Genomic DNA, 19,171 nt, shown 5'->3' on the forward strand with positions numbered 1-19,171 from the left:
GTATTCGACCGACCGATTGCCACGATGACCCAGCCGATCCGCTATTCGATTGTTCCGAAAGATCTTGCCGCGCACCTGTTCGAAGTGTCGGTGACGGTCGCCGATCCCGATCCCGAAGGCCAGCGCTTTTCGTTGCCGGTGTGGATTCCGGGCAGCTACCTCGTGCGCGAGTTCGCGCGCAACATCGTGACGCTCGGCGCCTTCAACGACGCGGGCCGCAAGGTGCGGATCGCGAAGACCGACAAGCACACGTGGCAGGCCGCACCCGTGAACGGCACGCTGACGCTGCGCTACGACGTGTATGCGTGGGACCTGTCGGTGCGCTCCGCGTATCTCGACGAATCGGGCGGCTTCTTCAATGCAACGGCCGTGTTCCTGAGCGTCGCGGGCCACGAGGACGCGCCGTGTGAAGTCGACATCGCGAAGCCGGCCGGCGCGGCGTTCCGCGCATGGCGCGTCGGCACCGCGTTGCCCGAGGCGCGCGGCACGAAGCGCTACGGGTTCGGCGCGTACCGCGCTTCGAACTACGACGAGCTCTCCGACCATCCGGTGACGATCGGCGAATTCGCGCTCGCGACGTTCGACGCGCACAGCGTGCCGCACGACATCGTGATCGCGGGGCGCGTGACGCAGCTCGACCTGGAGCGCCTGCGCAGCGACCTGAAGCGCGTGTGCGAAGCGCAGATCGCGCTATTCGAGCCGAAATCGAAGAAAGCGCCGATGGACCGCTACGTGTTCATGACGCTGGCGGTCAGCGACGGTTACGGCGGCCTCGAGCATCGCGCGTCGACCGCGCTGATCTGCAACCGCACCGACCTGCCGGTGAAGGGGCGGCCCGAAACGACGGAAGGCTATCGCACGTATCTCGGGCTCTGCAGCCACGAGTACTTCCATACGTGGAACGTGAAGCGCATCAAGCCCGCGGCGTTCGTGCCGTACGACCTGTCGAAGGAAAACTACACGTCGCTGCTGTGGCTGTTCGAAGGCTTCACGTCGTATTACGACGACCTGATGCTGGTGCGCAGCGGCCTGATGTCGCAGGACGAATATTTCGCGGCGCTCGGCCGCACGGTCGGCGGCGTGCTGCGCGGCACGGGGCGCCTGAAGCAGAGCGTCGCCGAAAGCTCGTTCGATGCGTGGATCAAGTACTACCGCCAGGACGAGAATGCGACCAACGCGATCGTCAGCTACTACACGAAGGGCTCGCTCGTCGCGCTCGCCTTCGATCTCGCAATCCGCGCGCAGACGCGCAACAAGAAATCGCTCGACGACGTGATGCGCCTGCTGTGGCAGCGCTACGGCCGCGATTTCTACCGCGGCAAGCAGGCGGGCGTCGAGGAGAACGAAGTCGAGGCGCTGATCGAAGAGGCGACGGGCGTCGCGCTCGGCCGCCTGTTCGCCGATGCCGTGCACGGCACGCGCGACCTGCCGCTCGCCGAACTGCTCGCACCGTTCGGCGTGACGCTCGCGCCCGATGTCGCGAACGGCGCGACCGCGAAGCCGACGATCGGCGCGCGCCTGCGCGGCGGCGCGGACTGCACGTTCGCGGCCGTCTACGAAGGCGGCGCCGCACATCGCGCGGGGCTGTCGGCCGGCGACACGCTGATCGCGGTCGACGGGCTGCGCGTCACGGGCACCAACCTCGATGCGTTGCTCGCGCGCTACCGGCCGGGTGACAAGGTCGAGGTTCACGCCTTCCGGCGCGACGAGCTGCGCACCGCGAAACTGAAGCTCGACGGCCCGGAAGTCACGCGCTACCGGCTGACGGCGGCCGCGAAGCCGGCTGCGGTCTCGAAGGCCCGGGAGGCCTGGCTGAAGGGTTGAACGGTCTGAAGCGGGTATCGGGGCGCGATCAACGATTGTTCTGCTGCTGCAACAATCCGTCGCCCTGAACCCGCTTTTTCGCGGTCATGCGGCCACGCACAATGGCGTCACTCGCGCTACCCAAGCGCAACCCTACTGGAGCCTGACATGACGACCATTCTGCAAATCAATTCCGCCGCGCGTTCGCAAGGTGCGCAATCCACGCTGTTGGCCAACGAACTGACGGCAAAGCTGCAACAATCGAACCCCGGCGCGAATGTCGTGGTTCGCGACCTGCTGGCCGATGCGCTGCCGCACCTCGACGAATCGGTGCTCGGCGCGTTCTTCACGCCGGCCGACAAGCGCACCGCGGAACAGAATGCGATCGTCGCGAAGAGCGATGCACTGATCGCCGAACTGCAAGCCGCCGACATCATCGTGATCGGCGCACCGATGTACAACTTCGGCATCTCGTCGCAACTGAAGACGTACTTCGACTGGATCGCACGTGCAGGCGTCACGTTCCGCTACACCGAGAACGGTCCGGAAGGCCTGATCAAGGGCAAGAAGGTTCACGTGGTGACGGCCCGTGGCGGCAAGTACGCCGGTACGCCGAACGACAGCCAGACGCCGTACCTGCGCACGTTCCTCGGCTTCGTCGGCATGACCGACGTGAACTTCATCTTCGCGGAAGGCCTGAACCTCGGCGCGGATGCGCAAAGCGCAGCGCTGGCCGGCGCACGCGAAGCGATCGCCGCCGCGTAAGGTCGATGCGGGTGCGCCGCGCCCGCTGCATAGTCCGATAAAAAAACGCCGCGTCCCGAAAGGGGCGCGGCGTTTTTGCATGCCGGCTGGCGCGGCGGTCAGGCGAGCGTTTCCGCCACTTCCGGCAGGCGCCAGTCGATCGGTTCGCGGCCTGCCTCGACCAGATAGTCGTTCGCGAGCGCGAAATGGCGGCAGCCGAGGAAGCCGCGGTGCGCGGACAGCGGCGACGGATGCGGCGCCTCGAGCACGCGATGCGCGCTGGCGTCGAACAGTGCACGCTTCGCCTGCGCATGGGCGCCCCACAGCATGAAGACGAGCCCCTGATGGCGGCCGGCGAGTTCGCGGATCAGCGTGTCCGTGCACTGTTCCCAGCCGCGCTTCGCATGGCTCGCGGCGGCCCCGCGCTCGACCGTCAGCACCGTGTTGAGCAGCAGCACGCCCTGGCGCGCCCAGGTGTCGAGACAGCCGTGGCGCGGCGTGTCGTGGCCGAAGTTCGCGGCGATTTCCTTGAAGATGTTGCGCAGCGACGGCGGGGTGCGCACGGCCGGTGGCACCGAGAACGCGAGCCCGTGCGCCTGCGGCGTGCCGCGATCGTCGCCGTGGTACGGATCCTGGCCGAGGATCACGACTTTGACGTCGTCCGGGCTCGTCAGGCGCAGCGCGCGGAATACGTCGGTCGGGTAGACCGTCTTGCCGGCGGCACGCTCGTCATCGACGAAGCGGCACAGCGGCGCGTACGCGTCGCTGTCGGTAAAGGGTTTCAGCACGTCGCGCCAGACGGACGGCAGCGCGTCGAATTGCGCGGCGAGGTGCGGAACGTCGGCGGCAACGGGCTGCGGTGCAGCCGGGGCCGCAGCCGGAGCCGCGGCTTTCTTTGCGGGCTTGCGTCCGGCCGCGGGCGCTTCGGGCGCCGGGGACGGAATAACGGCCGGTGCCGTTTCCGGCACGGGATCGTCGAACAGCGACGCCTGTTGCGGCGCGCGGGAAGTCTTGCGGGTTGCCATGCGTGATGCGTGTTTATTGCGCGCGCAGCCGGTAGCCGCGCTGCGCCTTGCTGATGTTTTCGGGAACGAGGCCCGGCAGCGCTTGCTGCAATTCGGCGGCGAGCGTTGCAAGTGCCGCCTCCGGGCCGTCGATCAGTTCGAGTTCGATTTCGCTGATCGGTTCGCGGCGCGTTTCGTGTTCCGCCTGGACGACGATCTCGCCGAGGTCCACCGCGGCTTCGACGGTTGCGCCGCCGATTGCGATGCGCCACAGCGTACGCGAAAAATCCGTGCGGAACAGCGCCGACAGCGTGCCGGCCGCGTTATTCAACGCGGCGGCGGCTTCCGGCACGTCGCAGGCCGCGACGAGCGCATCGATCTCGAGCGCATCGCCGGCGACCGGCAGCTCCCACTCGTGGCGGCGATGCAGGCCGCCTTCCGCGCTGCCGACCGTCTTGAACGTCTGCAGCCAGCCGTCCGGCGTGCGGCGCACGCGCACCGCGCTCTTCGAACGCGCCAGCGCGAGATCGGGCGTGTCGTAATAGACGTTCGCGAGCGTGATATCGCGACCGGGTTCGCCGGTCAGCGTCTCGAAGAAGCGTCGTGCGGCGTCGGCCTGGCCGGCCGGCAGCGCGAGCTTGATTTCCTTTTCGATCGCCATCAGAAGAACATCCGTGCGAGTTCCTCGCCCGGCTGCTCGGCGCGCATGAACGCCTCGCCGACGAGGAACGTGTTCACGTTTGCCGCACGCATCGTGTCGACGTCGGTGCGCGACAGGATGCCCGATTCGGTCACGACGATGCGGTCCGCCGGAATCATGTCGAGCATGTCGAGCGTGGTCTGGATCGACGTCTCGAACGTGCGCAGGTTGCGGTTGTTGATGCCGAGCAGCGGCGTCTTGAGCGTCAGCGCCTGTTCCATCTCGTTGCGGTCGTGTACTTCGACCAGCACTGCGAGACCGAGCGAGTGCGCATACGCTTCGAGATCCTGCATCAGCGGCGTGTCGAGCGCGGCGGCGATCAGCAGGATCGCGTCGGCGCCCATCGCGCGCGCTTCCATGATCTGGTACGCGTCGACGATGAAGTCCTTGCGCAGCACCGGCAACTCGCAGGCCGCGCGCGCTTCCTGGAGATAGCGGACGCTGCCCTGGAAGAACTGCTCGTCGGTCAGCACCGACAGGCACGCGGCGCCGTGCGCTGCGTACGAACGCGCGATGTCGGGCGGCACGAAATGCTCGCGCAGCACGCCCTTCGACGGGCTGGCCTTCTTGATTTCGGAAATCACGGCCGCGCGGCCGGCCGCATGCTTCGCGCGCAGTGCGCCGACGAAGTCGCGCAGGTCGCGCGCCGACGCTTCCAGTTTCAGTGCCTCGAGCGGCGCGCTGCGCATGGCCGCCGCGATTTCTTCGCGCTTGACGGCGATGATTCGGTCGAGAATGTCGCTCATGTGGATTCCTGCTTGATTCGTAAGGGGAGTCAGCGCTTGAACTGCTGCGTGAAGCGCACGAGTTCGTCGACTTTCGCGCGAGCCTTGCCGCTCGCGATCGCTTCGCGGGCGAGCTGGATGCCGTCCGCGATCGACTCGGCGACGTTCGCCGAATAGAGCGCGGTGCCGGCGTTCAGCGTGACGATCTCGCGTGCGACGCCCGGCTGGTTGTCCAGCGCGCCGAGCAGCATCGTGCGCGATTCGTCGGCATTTTCCACCTTCAGCGTGCGGTTCGACACCATCTGCAGGCCGAAGTCTTCCGGATGGATCTCGTATTCGTGCACCTTGCCGTCGCGCAGCTCGCCGACGAGCGTTGCCGCGCCGAGCGATACCTCGTCCATCCCGTCCTTGCCGTACACGACCAGCACGTGCTGCGCGCCCAGGCGCTGCATCACGCGCACCTGGATGCCGACGAGGTCGGGGTGGAACACGCCCATCAGCTGGTTCGGCGCGCCGGCCGGATTGGTCAGCGGGCCGAGGATGTTGAAGATCGTGCGCACGCCGAGTTCGCGGCGCACGGCCGCGATGTTCTTCATCGCCGGGTGATGGTTCGGCGCGAACATGAAGCCCATGCCCGTTTCGGCGATCGACGCGGCGACCTGGTCGGACTGCAGGTCGATGTTCACGCCGAGCGCCTCGAGCACGTCGGCGCTGCCGGACTTGCTCGATACGCCGCGGTTGCCGTGCTTCGCGACTTTCGCGCCGGCCGCGGCCGTGACGAACATCGACGCGGTCGAGATGTTGAACGTGTGCGAGCCGTCGCCGCCGGTGCCGACGATGTCGACGAAGTTCGAGTTGTCCTGCACCTCGACGTGGTTCGCGAATTCGCGCATCACGGTCGCGGCGGCGGCGATCTCGCCGATCGTCTCCTTCTTCACGCGCAGCCCGGTGATAATCGCGGCCGCCATCACGGGCGACATGTCGCCGCGCATGATGAGCCGCATCAGGTGCAGCATCTCGTCGTGGAAGATTTCGCGGTGTTCGATCGTGCGCTGCAGCGCTTCCTGCGGGGTAATCGTCATCGTGAGGCTCCCGTCAGGCGGCTTGCGCGGCCGTGGCGCGTGCCTGCTTCAGGAAATTCTCGAGCAGCGCATGGCCGTGCTCGGACAGGATCGATTCCGGGTGGAACTGCACGCCTTCGATCGGCAGCGTCTTGTGGCGCACGCCCATGATTTCGCCGTCGTCGGTCCACGCGGACACCTCGAGGCAGTCGGGCAGCGATTCGCGCTCGATCGCGAGCGAGTGATAGCGCGTGACGTCGAAGTGCTTCGGCAGGTCGGCGAATACGCCGCGGCAGTCGGTTTCGATCTTGCTCACCTTGCCGTGCATGATGGTCTTCGCGCGCACGACGCGGCCGCCGAAGGCCTCGCCGATCGCCTGATGGCCGAGGCAGACGCCGAGGATCGGCTTCCTGCCCGCGAATTCCTTCAGCACGTCGAGCGTGATGCCCGCGTGCTGCGGGTTGCTCGGGCCGGGCGACAGGCAGATCGCATCGGGATTCAGGCTCGCGATTTCGTCGAGCGTGATTTCGTCGTTGCGGTAGGTGCGCACGTCCTCGCCGAGTTCGCCGAAGTACTGGACCAGGTTGTAGGTAAACGAGTCGTAATTGTCGATCATGAGCAGCATGGTCAGTCTCCGGTCAGAAGTCGCTATCGAGGCCGTCCTGGACCTGTTCGGCCGCACGCAGCACCGCGCGCGCCTTGTTTTCGGTCTCTTGCCATTCGGATTCGGGCACCGAATCCGCGACGACGCCGGCCGCCGCTTGCACGTATAGGTTGCCGTTGTGGATCAGGCCCGTGCGGATCGCGATCGCGAGATCCATCTCGCCCGAGAACGACAGGTAGCCGACGGCGCCGCCGTACAGCCCGCGCTTGACCGGCTCGAGTTCGTCGATCAGTTCCATCGCGCGGACCTTCGGCGCGCCGGACAGCGTGCCGGCCGGGAACGTCGCGCGCAGCACGTCGTAGTTCGTCATGCCGGGCTTCAGCTTGCCTTCGACCGAGCTGACGATGTGCTGCACGTGCGAGTATTTCTCGATGACCATCTGGTCGGTCACGTGCACCGAGCCGATTTCCGCGATGCGGCCGACGTCGTTGCGCGCGAGGTCGATCAGCATCACGTGCTCGGCGATCTCCTTCGGATCGTTGAGCAGCTCGGTCGCGAGTTCCGCGTCGCGCTCGGGCGTGTTCCCGCGCGGGCGCGTGCCGGCGAGCGGGCGGATCGTGACGATCTGGTCTTCACCGCGCTTTTCCTGGCGCACGAGGATTTCCGGCGATGCGCCGACCACGTGGAAATCGCCGAAGTTGTAGTAGTACATGTACGGCGACGGGTTCAGCGAACGCAGCGCGCGATACAGCGACAGCGGATTGTCGCGGTACGGTTTCGTCAGACGCTGGCCGACCTGGATCTGCATCAGCTCGCCGGCCGCGATGTATTCCTTCGCCTGGCGCACGGCGGCCAGATAGTCGTCCTTCTTGAATTCGCGGAACGTCTCGGTGCGCACGCTCGCCGACGTGACCGGCGGCTGCACGGTCGTGCGCAGGCGCTGCTTCAGTTCACGCAGGCGCTGTTTCGCCTTCGTATAGGCTTCGGCCTGGCTCGGGTCCGCGTAGATGATCAGGTACAGCTTGCCGGCGAGGTTGTCGATGACCGCGACTTCCTCGGTCAGCAGCAACTGGATGTCGGGCAGGCCGAGATCGTCGCGCGGCGCGGTGTTCGCGAGCTTCTTCTCGATGTAGCGCACCGCGTCGTAGCCGAAGTAGCCGGCGAGACCGCCGCAGAAGCGCGGCAGGCCCGGGCGCTGCGCCACCTTGAAGCGCGCCTGGAACGATTCGATGAACTGGAACGGGTCGCCGTCGTGCGTCTCGACGACCTGGCCGTCGCGCACGACTTCCGACACGCCGTTGCGGGTCCGCACGAGCGTACGGGCGGGCAGGCCGATGAACGAATAGCGGCCGAAGCGTTCGCCGCCGACCACCGATTCGAGCAGGAACGAGTTGGCGCCCGAGCGTTCGGGCTGGGCCAGCTTCAGGTAGAGGGACAGCGGCGTTTCGAGATCGGCGAGGGCTTCCGCGATCAGCGGGATGCGGTTGTAGCCTTCGTTCGCGAGCGATTGAAATTCGAGTTCGGTCATGTTCCGGTCCTGTTCGGGACGAGCGGCGCGTGCGCCAGGGATCACTTGACGCTGCGCGGGTTGCCGTCGGCGAAAGGGCGGTCGATCGAGAAGTGCCTGTTGCCGGCCGGCACTCCGGGCGTGAACGTCGCGAGCCTGCGGCCGCACCTGAACGCAAGCGTTCGGACGCGGTAGAACTCGAGGTGGTGCGACGATCGGCGCGCGGATGCGCAGCGAGATAAAAAACGGCGCTGAAGACGTGCTTCAGCGTACCTCATCGAAGAGGTTAGCGCGACCAGCGACGCCAGGGCCAGGCTCCCCGGTCGATGCTGCTCAGACTCCGTTTTTTATTCAGAAACATGCAGATGGAAGAAATAATCAGAGGGTTGGCCGGCCGGCGTTGTGCGCGGAGATCGCGCGAGCTGCGACCAGCAACGAATCGACTATACCATCCGAATTTATCGTTTGTATAGCTTTGCCATGGTTGTAGCCGTACGGCACCGTCAGCGTCGCCATCCCGGCCGCGCGGCCTGCCAGCGCATCGTTTTCCGAGTCGCCGATCGCGACTGCCGCATCCGGTGCGACGCCGAGCGCGTTGCAGGCCGTCAGCATCGGCAGCGGATCCGGCTTCTTGCGCGCGACGCTGTCGCCGCCGAGCACGATGCCGAAGCAATCGGCCAGCCCGTACTGCTCGAGCAGCTCGACCGCGAAGCGATGCGGCTTGTTCGTCACGCACGCGAGCCGGATGCCGGCTGCGCGCAGCGCGTCGAGACCGGCGGCCACGTCCGGGTAGAGGCGCGTGTGGCGGCCGTTGATCTTCGCGTACTCGGTCTGGTAGATCGCCAGCGCGTCGTCGAAGCGGGCGTGCGCCTCGTCGGCCGCGAAGCGCGGCTTCAGCACGCTCTGGATCAGGTGTTCGGAGCCCTTGCCGACGTAGCCGATCACCTCGTCGCGCGACGTGGCCGGCGCGCCGAGCTGCGCGAGCATCCCGTTCAGGCCGGCCGTGAAATCGTCGGCCGTATCGACCATGGTGCCGTCGAGATCGATCAGCGCTGCGTCGATGCGCGGCGTGGCGAAGCGGATCGGGGCGGCTTCCGGTGCGGCCCCGGCCGGCGCGTGGCCGGCGAGCGACGAGTCGGCCACGGCGTCAGCTCCGCTCGACGGTAGCGAGCGCGGCACGCATCTCGTCGATCACCTTGCGGTAGTCGGGCTTGCCGAAGATCGCCGAACCCGCGACGAAGGTGTCGGCGCCGGCCGCCGCGATTTCCGCGATGTTGTCGGTCTTCACGCCGCCGTCGACCTCGAGCAGGATCTCGCGGCCGGTGCGCTCGGTGTACGCGTCGATGCGTGCGCGTGCTTCGCGCAGCTTGTTCAGCGTTTCCGGAATGAACGACTGGCCGCCGAAGCCCGGGTTGACCGACATCAGCAGCACGAAATCGAGGCGATCCATCACGTGGTCGAGGTAGTTCAGCGGCGTGGCCGGGTTGAACACGAGGCCGGCCTTGCAGCCGTGGTCGCGGATCAGCGACAGCGTGCGGTCGATGTGATCGGATCCTTCCGGGTGGAAGCTGATCAGGTTTGCACCGGCCTTCGCAAAATCGGGCACGATCCGGTCGACCGGGCGTACCATCAGGTGCACGTCGATCGGCACCTGGACGTGCGGGCGGATCGCTTCGCACACGAGCGGGCCGATGGTCAGGTTCGGCACGTAATGGTTGTCCATCACGTCGAAGTGGATCCAGTCGGCGCCGGCGGCGACCACGTTGCGGACTTCTTCGCCGAGCCGTGCGAAATCGGCCGACAGGATGCTGGGAGCGATGCGGAATTGGGTCATGGCAGGGGAGCGGGGACGTTGCGGCGCAAAACCGCCATTCTACCGTCCGGCGACCCGGTGCGCGGCGGCAGGTCGTGCGGCCGAGGCCGGATTGCGCATAGAATGCCGAACCAATGCGGCGCGCCCGCGGCCCCGTTGCCCATGCCGGCACGGGCAGTCATTTTCCAGCGGAAACACCATGAGTCAGTATCAGTTCACCGTTTCGGTGAAAACCAGCTACTTGCCGGAACAATCCGACCCCGATCGCCGTCAATACGCATTCGCGTACACGCTGACGATCCGCAATACGGGACAGGTCGCGGCGCAACTGATCGCGCGTCACTGGATCATCACGGACAGCGAGAACCACGTGCAGGAAGTGAAGGGGCTTGGCGTCGTCGGGCACCAGCCGCTGCTGCAGCCGGGCGAGCACTTCGAGTACACGAGCTGGGCCGTGATCGCGACGCCGGTCGGCACGATGCGTGGCGCGTACTTCTGCGTGGCGGAGGACGGCGAGCGTTTCGAGGCGCCGGTCGACGAGTTCGCTCTGCACATGCCGCGCACGCTGCATTGAGCGTGCGGAGCGCGTCAGAGTGTTAGCGCGGCTTGCGGGTGTGCTTTTTTCTGCCCGACGACGTCCACACGACGATGAAGATCAGCAGGGCGAGCGCTACGAAGGCTTCGAGCGCGAAGATGAGCATCGGATATTGGTCGAGAAAATCTGACATGGCGGTTTCCATCAAGAACGGACATTGTATGTGGTTTGGGCCCCGGGTGGCCGGGTGGGTTGCGGCTGCTGCGGCAGCGGCGCTCCTTGCAGCGTGCGGTGGCGCGCCGACGCGCACGTCGTCGCTGAAGCCGCCGACCGGCGCGGCGATCGTGCCGGGTCAGGTCGCCGCGAAGCGGCTCACGCCGGTCGCGTGGCAACAGGTGCCGGGCTGGCAGGACGATTCGCTGCTCGGCGCAACCGCCGCGCTGCGGCAGAACTGCGTGCGGCTCGCGCGCCAGCCGGCCTGGGCACGCGCCTGCGCGGCCGCCGACCGGCTCGACGAGCTTGACGTCAGCAGTGCACGCACGTTCTTCGAAACGTATTTCACGCCGTTCCAGCTTGCGAACACCGACGGTACGCTCGACGGGCTCGTGACCGGCTATTACGAGCCGCTGCTGCACGGTTCGCGCGTGCGTCGCGGTCCGTATCAGTACGCGCTCTACCGCTGGCCGGCCGGTTATCGCGCGGGCGCCGCGCTGCCGCCACGCGCGCAGCTCGAACGCGCCGGCATCCTGAACGGCAACGAACTCGTATGGGTCGACGACCCGATCGAAGCGTTCTTCCTGCAGGTGCAGGGCTCGGGGCGCGTGCTGCTCGACGACGGTTCGGTGATGCGGGTCGGCTTCGGCGGCACCAACAACCAGCCGTACCGCTCGATCGGCAAATGGCTGCTCGATCGTGGCGAGCTGACGCCCGCCCAGGCGACGATGCAGGGCATCAAGGCGTGGGCGAAGGCGAACCCGACCCGCGTCGACGCGTTGCTCGACACGAACCCGCGGTTCGTGTTCTTCCGCGACATGCCGACCAAGGAAGATGCACCGCACGGCGGCGCGGATGGCCCGATCGGTGCACTGGGCGTACCGCTGACGCCGGAGCGCTCGATCGCCGTCGATCCATCGTCGATCCCGCTCGGCACGCCGGTGTTCCTGCAGACCACGCGCCCGCTGACGAATACGCCGATGAACCGGCTCGTGTTCGCGCAGGATACGGGCTCAGCGATCAAGGGGGGCGTGCGGGCCGACTATTTCTGGGGGCTCGGCGACGACGCAGGCGATCAGGCCGGGCGGATGAAGCAGGTCGGCCGGATGTGGCTGCTGTTCCCGAATTCGTGATGTGACGCGGTGCGGGTGCTCGGGGTTTCTCGGGGCTGCGGCATTCGTGGAAGCGGCGATGTGCGTGGGGCACGTCGCTCTGATCGTGAGGGCGCACGTGCGGCGTCAGCTTTCGTGATGCGCTTGTCGCGTCGGCGGGTGCCTAAAGGCGTCCCGACATGAAACAGCCCGATCGGCGTTGGCGGATCGGGCTGTTTCATTTGCAGCCACGGATTCGCCGCGCGTAATTGACGCGCAGCGATTTTCGTCAGCCCTTGCGCTTGTCGACGACGCGTCGCGCTTTGCCGACCGACCGCTCGATCCCGTTCACGGGCAGCACGTTGATCACGGCCGTCACGCCGATCAGCGACTTGATGTCGTAGGCGAGCGCCTGTTTTGCCGCGTGGATCGCCGCCGTATCGGGTGCGGTCTCGGGGCAAGGTTCGACATTGAGCGTCATCACGTCGAGCGGGCCTTCCTTCGTCAGCACGATCTGATAGTGCGGGGCGAGCGCGCGCTGCTTGAGCAACTGCTCCTCGATTTGCGTCGGGAACACGTTGACGCCGCGCACGATCATCATGTCGTCCGAGCGCCCGGTGATCTTCTCCATCCGGCGCATCGTTCGGGCAGTACCGGGCAACAGCCGCGTGAGGTCGCGGGTCCGGTAGCGGACGATCGGCAGCGCCTCCTTCGTCAGCGACGTGAACACGAGCTCGCCGAGTTCGCCGTCCGGAAGCACTTCGCCGGTTTCGGGATCGATGATTTCCGGATAGAAGTGGTCTTCCCAGATGGTCGGACCGTCCTTGGTCTCGACGCATTCGGACGCGACGCCGGGGCCCATTACTTCGGACAGCCCATAAATGTCGACCGCATCGATGCCCATCCGCTGCTCGATGGCGACGCGCATGTCGTTGGTCCAGGGTTCCGCGCCGAAGATGCCGATGCGCAGCGAACTCTGCACGGGATCGAGACCCTGCCGCTCGATTTCGTCGGCGATCGACAGCATGTAGCTCGGCGTCACCATGATGATGTCGGGCCGGAAATCCTGGATCAGCTGCACCTGCTTCTCGGTCTGGCCGCCACCGAACGGAATCACGGTCAGCCCCGCGCGTTCGGCGCCGTAGTGCGCGCCGAGCCCGCCCGTGAACAGGCCGTAGCCATAGCTGACGTGCACCTTGTCGCCGCGGCGCGCACCGGCGGCGCGGATCGAGCGCGCGACGAGATTCGCCCATGTGTCGATGTCACCGGCCGTATAGCCGACGACCGTCGGCTTGCCGGTCGTGCCCGACGAAGCATGAATGCGCGAGATCTGGTCCTGCGGCACCGCGAACATCCCGAACGGGTAACTGTCGCGCAGGTCGCTCTTCGTCGTGAACGGGAAGCGCGACAGGTCGGCGAGCGTCTTCAGGTCGTCCGGATGGACACCCGCGTCGTCGAACTTGCGACGATAGACGGGGGAGTGGTCATACGCATGCCGGAGCGACCACTTGAGGCGCTCGAGCTGCAGCGCGGTCAGCTCGTCGCGTGAGGCGGTCTCGATCGGCTCGAGCGGTAGCGGGGTAGTCATGCATGTCTCCAGTGTTTGTTATGTGCGAGCCGTCGACGTCAGCGGTCTTCCGGGATGACCGTGCCTTTGATCTGCGCGGATTTGCCGCGAAACATCGCGACGGTTTCGCCGGTCTGGTTCGTGACGCGGATGTCGTAGATGCCTTGGCGGCCGGCGCGCGCCTGCTCGATCGCCTCGGCCGTCAGTACGTCATCGCCGTGCACAGGGCGCAGGAATTCGATCGAGCAGCCGGCCGCGACGGTATTCACGTTGTACGAGTTGCACGCGAACGCGAACGTCGAATCGGCCAGCGTGAAGATGATTCCGCCATGGCAGGTTTGATGCCCGTTCAGGAATTCGGGCCGCACGCGCATCTGCAGGCGCGCGTAGCCGGCGCGGACTTCGGTGATTTCCATCCCGAACGCGCGGCTGCATGCGTCGGCGTCGTACATGGCTCGCGCGGTGGCGCGGGCGAGTGCATCGGGGTCGAGCGTGGCAGTGGCGTTTGTCATGTCAACGCCCCTCGAAGCGCGGCGCGCGCTTCTCGATGAATGCCTTCACGCCTTCTGCGTAGTCGTGCGACTGGCCGAGCGTGCGCTGCAGGTCGCGTTCCATGTCGAGTTGCTGGTCGAGCGTGTTCGTGACGCTGGCACGCATCGACTGCTTGATCGATGCGATCGCGAGCGTCGGCTGCTGTGCGAGCTGGGTGGCAAGCTGGCGGGCTGATGCAGCGAGCGTGTCGTCGTCGACGGCGCGCCAGATCAAGCCCCATTGCTCGGCCTGTTCGGCCCCGAGCTTGTCGCCGGTCAGCGCGAGCCCCAGCGCGCGTGCCATGCCGACGCGTTGCGGCAGGAACCACGTACCACCCGAATCGGGTACGAGACCGATCTTGACGAAGGCCTGGATGAAACTGCTCGAACGGGCGGCGAATACGAGATCGCAGGCGAGCGCGAGATTCGCGCCGGCGCCGGCCGCCGTGCCGTTGACGGCGGCGATCACCGGAATCGGCAGGCGCTGCAGGCGGCGGATCAGTGGATTGAAGTGCTCGTCGATCAGCGCGCCGAGATCGGTGGACGCGCCCGGCGTGAAGTCGAGATCGGCCAGGTCCTGGCCCGCGCAGAAGCCGCGCCCCGCACCTGTCAGGATCAGCGCGCGCGCGCCGGCCGCCTCGACATCATCGAGTGCCGACTGCAGCTCGCGATGCATCGCCCGCGTAAAGCTGTTCAGCTTGTCGGGGCGGTTGAGGGTAATCGTGGCTACGTTCGAGGCCTGATCGATTTCCAACTGAATCGCCTGATAGGACATGCAGTGTCTCCTTCATGACTTCGTTATAGGCGCGCGGTGCGTCGGTTACACGCGTTCGATCGCGAGTGCGATGCCCTGGCCGACGCCGATGCACATCGTACAGAGCGCGAAGCGGCCGCCCGTACGCTCGAGTTGGTGGAGCGCCGTGGTCACGAGCCGGGCGCCCGATGCGCCGAGCGGATGTCCCAGTGCGATCGCACCGCCGTTCGGGTTCACGCGTGGATCGTCGTCGGCGACGCCGAGCATGCGCAGCACCGCGAGACCTTGGGACGCGAACGCCTCGTTCAGCTCGATTACGTCGAACTGGTCGATGGTCATGCCGAGCTGGCCCAGCAATTTTTGCGTGGCCGGCGCGGGTCCGATGCCCATCACGCGCGGCGCGACGCCGGCTGTCGCCATGCCGATGACGCGTGCGCGGCGGCGCAGGCCGTACTGGTCGGCTGCCTGCGCATTGGCGAGCAGTAGCGCGCACGCACCGTCGTTGACGCCTGATGCGTTGCCGGCCGTCACCGAGTCGTCCGGGCGCACGACGCCCTTCAGCTTCGCGAGCGCTTCGAGCGATGTCTCGCGCGGATGCTCGTCGCGCGAGACCACCACCGGATCGCCTTTCTTCTGCGGAATCGTGACAGCAACGATTTCGTCGGCGAGCGTACCGTCCTGCTGCGCCCGCGCGGCTTTTTGCTGGCTGCGCAGCGCGAACAGATCCTGGTCGGCGCGGCTGATGTTGTAGTCGACCGCGACGTTTTCGGCCGTCTCGGGCATCGAATCGACGCCATACAGCTGTTTCATCAGCGGATTGATGAAGCGCCAGCCGATCGTCGTGTCGAAAATGTCGGCCTGGCGTGCGAACGCGCTCGTGGCCTTGCCCATCACGAACGGCGCACGCGTCATGCTCTCGACGCCGCCTGCGATCATCAGGCGCGCCTCGCCCGCCTTGATCGCGCGCGCGGCTGTGCCGACCGCGTCCATCCCGGAGCCGCACAGCCGGTTCAGCGTCGTGCCGGGCACGTCGGTCGGCAGGCCGGCGAGCAGCGCCGACATGCGCGCGACGTTGCGGTTGTCCTCGCCGGCCTGGTTCGCGCAGCCGTAGATCACGTCGTCGATCGCCGTCCAGTCGACGTCACGGTTGCGCTCGACGAGCGCCTTGAGCGGCACCGCACCGAGGTCGTCGGCACGGACATCTTTCAGGGCGCCGCCGTAGCGGCCGATGGGGGTGCGAATCGCGTCGCAGATATAGGCGTCTGTCATGGGCGTATCGATGAGCAACGAACCCGCCGGGTGGCGGATTCGTCATGGTAGAGAACGTGGCGGCGTTTGCACGTCGGCCATTCGGGTTATGCCGGTTGGCCGGCTTCCATGGGTGCTGCTTTCGGCGCAACATGGACACGGCTTTGCACCACGCGGAACCGGTTGGCGACGAACGCCGCGTCGGCCAACGCCGCGTTGGCTGCCGGATTCGCGCCCGTGCCGTGGAAATCCGAGAACGCTGCCGACTGGTTCACGAACACACCGCCCGTCAGGTTGATCGACAGCGCGACGCCACCGCGCACCGCCGCATCGTGGGCGGCGTCGACGATCGCGTCGTCGGTGCTGTAGACGGAGAGGGTCAGCGCGCCATGTTCCGCCGCGATTTCCCCGGCGAGGTCGAGCGACTGCGCGGTCGAGTCGGTCGCGATCACGAACGAGATCGGGCCGAACCATTCCTGCGTGAATTTCTCGCGATCAGCCACGTCGAGTTGCAGCACGAGCGGCGTGCGCACTCGGGCATCAGGGAACGCAGGGTGCTGGAGGGTCAGGCTGTCGGCGAGCACGCGGCCGAGCTGGCGGGCATCGTCGATGCGTGCGGTCACGCCGTCGTTCTGGATTGCGCCGATCAGTTCGACCGAGCGTGCCGGGTCGCCGGTGAGTTTTTGCACGGCAATGGCGATGGCCTGTGCGACCTCGTCGAAGCTCGCATGGCCGTCCGCCGTCCGGATGCCGTCGCGCGGCACATAGATGTTCTGCGGTGCCGTGCACATCTGGCCGGAGTACAGCGCCAGCGAAAACGCGATGTTCTTGGCGGTGGCCTTCAGGTCGTCGGTCGAGTCGATCACGATCTGGTTGACGCCAGCCTTCTCTGTATAGACCTGTGCCTGGTGGGCATGGCGTTCGAGCCACGTGCCGTTTTGCGTGCTGCCGGTGAAGTCGATCAGCTTGATCTCGGGGCGCAGCGCGAGATCCTGGACGAGTGCGCCGTCGTTGGGTTCGGTCGCGAGGAGCGTGACGACGTTCGGATCGAAACCGGCTTCGCGCAGCACGTCGCGAGCGATCCGGACGGTGATGGCGAGCGGCAGGATCGCGCCCGGATGCGGCTTGACGATCACGGTGTTGCCGGTTGCGAGATCGGCGAACAGGCCGGGATAGCCGTTCCAGGTCGGGAAGGTGCAGCAGCCGAGCACGAGCCCGGTGCCGCGCGGGACGATCGTGTAGCGCTTGTGCATCGCGAGCGGCGGGTTCTTGCCTTGCGGCTTTTCCCAGTGCGCGTCGGCCGGGATGCGGCGCAGTTCGTCCCATGCATAGGCGACTGCCTCGAGCGCACGATCTTGGGCGTGCGGGCCGCCGGCCTGGAACGCCATCATGAACGCCTGCCCCGTGGTGTGCATCACGCTGTAGGCGATTTCGAAGCTAGCGCGATTCAGGCGCGCGAGGATTTCGAGGCTGACGCCGATCCAGGCGCTCGGGCCGGCTTCGCGCCACGAGCGTTGTGCTGCGGCAGCGGCAGCGATCAGTTCGTCGGGCGTCGACTTCGGATAGCGGATGCCCAGTGCAATACCGTACGGCGACCGCTCTGCGCCGACCGTTTCTCCGGACGCCGGCTGGTCGAGCGCGAACGTCTTGTCGAGGTGCGACTTGAATGTGGCTTCGCCATCTGCGTTCGCGCTTTCCCCGTACACTTTGGGGCTCGGCATTTCGGCGAACGGGCTCCAGTACCCGCGGCTCTCGATGGCGGCGAGTGCGTGTTTCAGCGTGTCTTCGTGCTTCGTGAACAGTGCATGGGTCATGGCGGCAGCCTGATGGACGTTGAGAGGGGTTGGATCGATTAATTAACCGACCGGTTGGTCGGAGAATGGTAGCATCAAACTATTCGCATGTGCGAGGCGTTTCTCATTTCATTGATCGAGGAGAAATAGATGGCTTACGAGAACATCCTGGTGGAGACCCGGGGGCGTGTCGGGCTGGTTACGCTGAACCGTCCGAAGGCGCTGAATGCGCTGAACGATGCGCTGATGGATGAACTGGGCGCCGCGCTGAAAGCGTTCGATGCGGACGATGGCATTGGTGCGATCGTCGTGACCGGGAGCGAGAAGGCATTCGCGGCCGGCGCGGACATCGGCATGATGGCGACCTACTCCTATATGGATGTCTATCGGGGCGACTACATCACGCGCAACTGGGAGACGGTCCGCGAGATCCGCAAGCCGATCATTGCCGCGGTTTCGGGCTTTGCGTTGGGCGGTGGCTGCGAGCTGGCCATGATGTGCGACATCATCTTCGCGGCTGACACAGCCAAGTTCGGCCAGCCGGAAATCAAGCTGGGCGTCATGCCGGGTGCGGGCGGCACGCAGCGCTTGCCGCGCGCGGTGTCGAAAGCGAAGGCGATGGATATGTGCCTGACGGCTCGCTTCATGGATGCTGCCGAAGCGGAGCGCGCGGGGCTCGTGTCGCGTGTGCTACCGGCCGACACGCTGCTCGACGAGGCGCTTGCCGCCGCGGCGACGATCGCCGAGTTTTCGCTGCCGGCGGTCATGATGGTCAAGGAATCGGTGAACCGCGCGTACGAGACGACGCTGGCCGAAGGCGTCCACTTCGAGCGTCGGCTATTCCATTCGCTGTTCGCGACCGAAGACCAGAAGGAGGGGATGGCGGCATTCGTCGAAAAACGGAAGCCGGTATTCAAGCACCGCTGATTGGGCTGCCCGGGTAGGTGGGCAGCGACTGGTCGGTATCGGCTGTTGGCGTGATTGCCCATCCGGTCGAGCCCGAGCCCCCGTGCGCGTCAGCGCACGGGGGCTTTTTCAAAATATTTTCACAAAGGGCTTGCGTAGATGGGGGCGGGTGCTTAGAATCACGCCTCTTTCGCGCTAACGGAAACGCGGCGCGGGAGAGGGAAGCAGGGTTGGCGGTGCGCAGCAGTCTGAAGCGCGCAGCTGGCCTGGAAGTTGAGCCCCGCAGTCGCAACGATGTAGTTTAAAAAGTTGTTGACGATCTGCGAAACACGGTTCATAATCTCGCTTCTCTGCTGCTGAAAACGCAGCGCTGCTGAGAAACGCGAAGTTCCTCGCAGAGTGCTCTTTAAAAATTAACAGCCGATAAGTGTGGGCGCTTGATGAAAGCGAGCTGATCCTCGGATCAGATAGCGAAAGTATCAAGAGTCTCACACTAAAGTAAGTCAGGTTTATGAAGTGATTCATATTCCTGTCAGCTTTGAGTGAGCGACCGGTTCTTAACTGAACCGAAAA

19 protein-coding genes are annotated in these 19,171 nt (G+C 65.9%); 5 read left to right on the forward strand and 14 right to left on the reverse strand.

What is annotated here, in order from left to right:
* Positions 1 to 24 precede the first annotated feature (24 nt).
* Entirely contained in the window at positions 25 to 1,824 is a 1,800-nt protein-coding gene (locus CFB82_RS02735) for a M61 family metallopeptidase (protein WP_089483365.1), read from the forward strand.
* Positions 1,825 to 1,971: 147 nt separating this feature from the next.
* Entirely contained in the window at positions 1,972 to 2,568 is a 597-nt protein-coding gene (locus CFB82_RS02740; RefSeq protein ID WP_039362334.1) for an FMN-dependent NADH-azoreductase, read from the forward strand.
* 98 nt (positions 2,569 to 2,666) lie between these two features.
* Here CFB82_RS02740 and CFB82_RS02745 read toward each other — a convergent pair whose 3' ends face one another.
* The 8 genes from CFB82_RS02745 to rpe form a co-directional block, all read right to left on the reverse strand.
* Positions 2,667 to 3,572, reverse strand: coding sequence for a uracil-DNA glycosylase (locus tag CFB82_RS02745; protein ID WP_089483366.1), 906 nt, complete (start codon positions 3,570 to 3,572; stop codon positions 2,667 to 2,669).
* Positions 3,573 to 3,585: 13 nt separating this feature from the next.
* A complete protein-coding gene (locus tag CFB82_RS02750) occupies positions 3,586 to 4,212 on the reverse strand; it encodes a CYTH domain-containing protein (RefSeq protein ID WP_089483367.1) in 627 nt (208 codons plus the stop codon).
* Complete coding sequence (trpC, locus tag CFB82_RS02755) at positions 4,212 to 4,997, reverse strand: indole-3-glycerol phosphate synthase TrpC (RefSeq protein ID WP_089483368.1); 786 nt, start codon at positions 4,995 to 4,997, stop codon at positions 4,212 to 4,214. The genes CFB82_RS02750 and trpC overlap by 1 nt, the downstream gene beginning before the upstream one ends.
* A 29-nt stretch (positions 4,998 to 5,026) precedes the next feature.
* Positions 5,027 to 6,058: an anthranilate phosphoribosyltransferase gene (gene trpD / locus CFB82_RS02760; RefSeq protein ID WP_089483369.1), complete on the reverse strand. Its 1,032-nt coding sequence runs from the start codon at positions 6,056 to 6,058 to the stop codon at positions 5,027 to 5,029.
* A 13-nt stretch (positions 6,059 to 6,071) separates the two neighbouring features.
* Positions 6,072 to 6,662, reverse strand: coding sequence for an aminodeoxychorismate/anthranilate synthase component II (locus CFB82_RS02765; protein ID WP_089483370.1), 591 nt, complete (start codon positions 6,660 to 6,662; stop codon positions 6,072 to 6,074).
* Between the two features lie 13 nt (positions 6,663 to 6,675).
* Positions 6,676 to 8,169, reverse strand: coding sequence for an anthranilate synthase component I (gene trpE, locus CFB82_RS02770; RefSeq protein WP_039362349.1), 1,494 nt, complete (start codon positions 8,167 to 8,169; stop codon positions 6,676 to 6,678).
* Positions 8,170 to 8,526: 357 nt separating this feature from the next.
* Entirely contained in the window at positions 8,527 to 9,291 is a 765-nt protein-coding gene (locus CFB82_RS02775; protein WP_089483371.1) for a phosphoglycolate phosphatase, read from the reverse strand.
* 4 nt (positions 9,292 to 9,295) lie between these two features.
* The gene (gene rpe / locus CFB82_RS02780) at positions 9,296 to 9,982 is read right to left on the reverse strand and encodes a ribulose-phosphate 3-epimerase (RefSeq protein WP_011883156.1); all 687 of its coding nucleotides are present in this window, start codon (positions 9,980 to 9,982) and stop codon (positions 9,296 to 9,298) included.
* 178 nt (positions 9,983 to 10,160) lie between these two features.
* Between rpe and apaG the strand changes: the two genes are divergently transcribed.
* On the forward strand, positions 10,161 to 10,535 hold the full coding sequence (gene apaG / locus CFB82_RS02785; protein ID WP_011350820.1) for a Co2+/Mg2+ efflux protein ApaG: 375 nt from the start codon (positions 10,161 to 10,163) through the stop codon (positions 10,533 to 10,535).
* A gap of 22 nt (positions 10,536 to 10,557) precedes the next feature.
* Here apaG and CFB82_RS43875 read toward each other — a convergent pair whose 3' ends face one another.
* Positions 10,558 to 10,689 (reverse strand): hypothetical protein, encoded by a 132-nt coding sequence (locus CFB82_RS43875; protein ID WP_256940834.1) that lies wholly within the window; start codon positions 10,687 to 10,689, stop codon positions 10,558 to 10,560.
* A gap of 28 nt (positions 10,690 to 10,717) precedes the next feature.
* On the opposite strand from CFB82_RS43875, the gene mltA reads away from it, so the two are divergent.
* Positions 10,718 to 11,842, forward strand: a complete 1,125-nt coding sequence (gene mltA, locus CFB82_RS02790; RefSeq protein WP_256990274.1) for a murein transglycosylase A — start codon at positions 10,718 to 10,720, stop codon at positions 11,840 to 11,842.
* A 247-nt stretch (positions 11,843 to 12,089) separates the two neighbouring features.
* On the opposite strand, the gene paaK is transcribed toward mltA, so the two are convergent.
* The 5 genes from paaK to paaN form a co-directional block, all read right to left on the reverse strand.
* Positions 12,090 to 13,388: a phenylacetate--CoA ligase PaaK gene (gene paaK, locus CFB82_RS02795; protein ID WP_069247036.1), complete on the reverse strand. Its 1,299-nt coding sequence runs from the start codon at positions 13,386 to 13,388 to the stop codon at positions 12,090 to 12,092.
* A 38-nt stretch (positions 13,389 to 13,426) separates the two neighbouring features.
* Positions 13,427 to 13,879: a hydroxyphenylacetyl-CoA thioesterase PaaI gene (paaI, locus tag CFB82_RS02800; RefSeq protein WP_089483372.1), complete on the reverse strand. Its 453-nt coding sequence runs from the start codon at positions 13,877 to 13,879 to the stop codon at positions 13,427 to 13,429.
* 1 nt (position 13,880) lies between these two features.
* The gene (gene paaG / locus CFB82_RS02805) at positions 13,881 to 14,672 is read right to left on the reverse strand and encodes a 2-(1,2-epoxy-1,2-dihydrophenyl)acetyl-CoA isomerase PaaG (RefSeq protein ID WP_089483373.1); all 792 of its coding nucleotides are present in this window, start codon (positions 14,670 to 14,672) and stop codon (positions 13,881 to 13,883) included.
* 45 nt (positions 14,673 to 14,717) lie between these two features.
* The gene (gene pcaF, locus CFB82_RS02810; RefSeq protein ID WP_089483374.1) at positions 14,718 to 15,920 is read right to left on the reverse strand and encodes a 3-oxoadipyl-CoA thiolase; all 1,203 of its coding nucleotides are present in this window, start codon (positions 15,918 to 15,920) and stop codon (positions 14,718 to 14,720) included.
* An 86-nt stretch (positions 15,921 to 16,006) separates the two neighbouring features.
* Positions 16,007 to 17,713 (reverse strand): phenylacetic acid degradation protein PaaN, encoded by a 1,707-nt coding sequence (gene paaN, locus CFB82_RS02815; protein WP_089483375.1) that lies wholly within the window; start codon positions 17,711 to 17,713, stop codon positions 16,007 to 16,009.
* A 129-nt stretch (positions 17,714 to 17,842) separates the two neighbouring features.
* Here paaN and CFB82_RS02820 point away from each other — a divergent pair, with 129 nt between their 5' ends.
* The gene (locus CFB82_RS02820; protein ID WP_069247041.1) at positions 17,843 to 18,619 is read left to right on the forward strand and encodes an enoyl-CoA hydratase; all 777 of its coding nucleotides are present in this window, start codon (positions 17,843 to 17,845) and stop codon (positions 18,617 to 18,619) included.
* Positions 18,620 to 19,171: the final 552 nt, after the last annotated feature.

It is taken from the genome of Burkholderia sp. HI2714 (assembly GCF_002223085.1).
Lineage (GTDB): Bacteria > Pseudomonadota > Gammaproteobacteria > Burkholderiales > Burkholderiaceae > Burkholderia > Burkholderia lata_D.

Coding starts and splice junctions, on each gene's coding strand:
- CFB82_RS02735 (WP_089483365.1), top strand. CDS start 25: ATGACCCAGCCGATCCGCTATTCGATTGTTCCGAAAGATCTTGCCGCG.
- CFB82_RS02740 (WP_039362334.1), top strand. CDS start 1,972: ATGACGACCATTCTGCAAATCAATTCCGCCGCGCGTTCGCAAGGTGCG.
- CFB82_RS02745 (WP_089483366.1), bottom strand. CDS start 3,572: ATGGCAACCCGCAAGACTTCCCGCGCGCCGCAACAGGCGTCGCTGTTC.
- CFB82_RS02750 (WP_089483367.1), bottom strand. CDS start 4,212: ATGGCGATCGAAAAGGAAATCAAGCTCGCGCTGCCGGCCGGCCAGGCC.
- trpC (WP_089483368.1), bottom strand. CDS start 4,997: ATGAGCGACATTCTCGACCGAATCATCGCCGTCAAGCGCGAAGAAATC.
- trpD (WP_089483369.1), bottom strand. CDS start 6,058: ATGACGATTACCCCGCAGGAAGCGCTGCAGCGCACGATCGAACACCGC.
- CFB82_RS02765 (WP_089483370.1), bottom strand. CDS start 6,662: ATGCTGCTCATGATCGACAATTACGACTCGTTTACCTACAACCTGGTC.
- trpE (WP_039362349.1), bottom strand. CDS start 8,169: ATGACCGAACTCGAATTTCAATCGCTCGCGAACGAAGGCTACAACCGC.
- rpe (WP_011883156.1), bottom strand. CDS start 9,982: ATGACCCAATTCCGCATCGCTCCCAGCATCCTGTCGGCCGATTTCGCA.
- apaG (WP_011350820.1), top strand. CDS start 10,161: ATGAGTCAGTATCAGTTCACCGTTTCGGTGAAAACCAGCTACTTGCCG.
- CFB82_RS43875 (WP_256940834.1), bottom strand. CDS start 10,689: ATGTCAGATTTTCTCGACCAATATCCGATGCTCATCTTCGCGCTCGAA.
- mltA (WP_256990274.1), top strand. CDS start 10,718: ATGTGGTTTGGGCCCCGGGTGGCCGGGTGGGTTGCGGCTGCTGCGGCA.
- paaK (WP_069247036.1), bottom strand. CDS start 13,388: ATGACTACCCCGCTACCGCTCGAGCCGATCGAGACCGCCTCACGCGAC.
- paaI (WP_089483372.1), bottom strand. CDS start 13,879: ATGACAAACGCCACTGCCACGCTCGACCCCGATGCACTCGCCCGCGCC.
- paaG (WP_089483373.1), bottom strand. CDS start 14,672: ATGTCCTATCAGGCGATTCAGTTGGAAATCGATCAGGCCTCGAACGTA.
- pcaF (WP_089483374.1), bottom strand. CDS start 15,920: ATGACAGACGCCTATATCTGCGACGCGATTCGCACCCCCATCGGCCGC.
- paaN (WP_089483375.1), bottom strand. CDS start 17,713: ATGACCCATGCACTGTTCACGAAGCACGAAGACACGCTGAAACACGCA.
- CFB82_RS02820 (WP_069247041.1), top strand. CDS start 17,843: ATGGCTTACGAGAACATCCTGGTGGAGACCCGGGGGCGTGTCGGGCTG.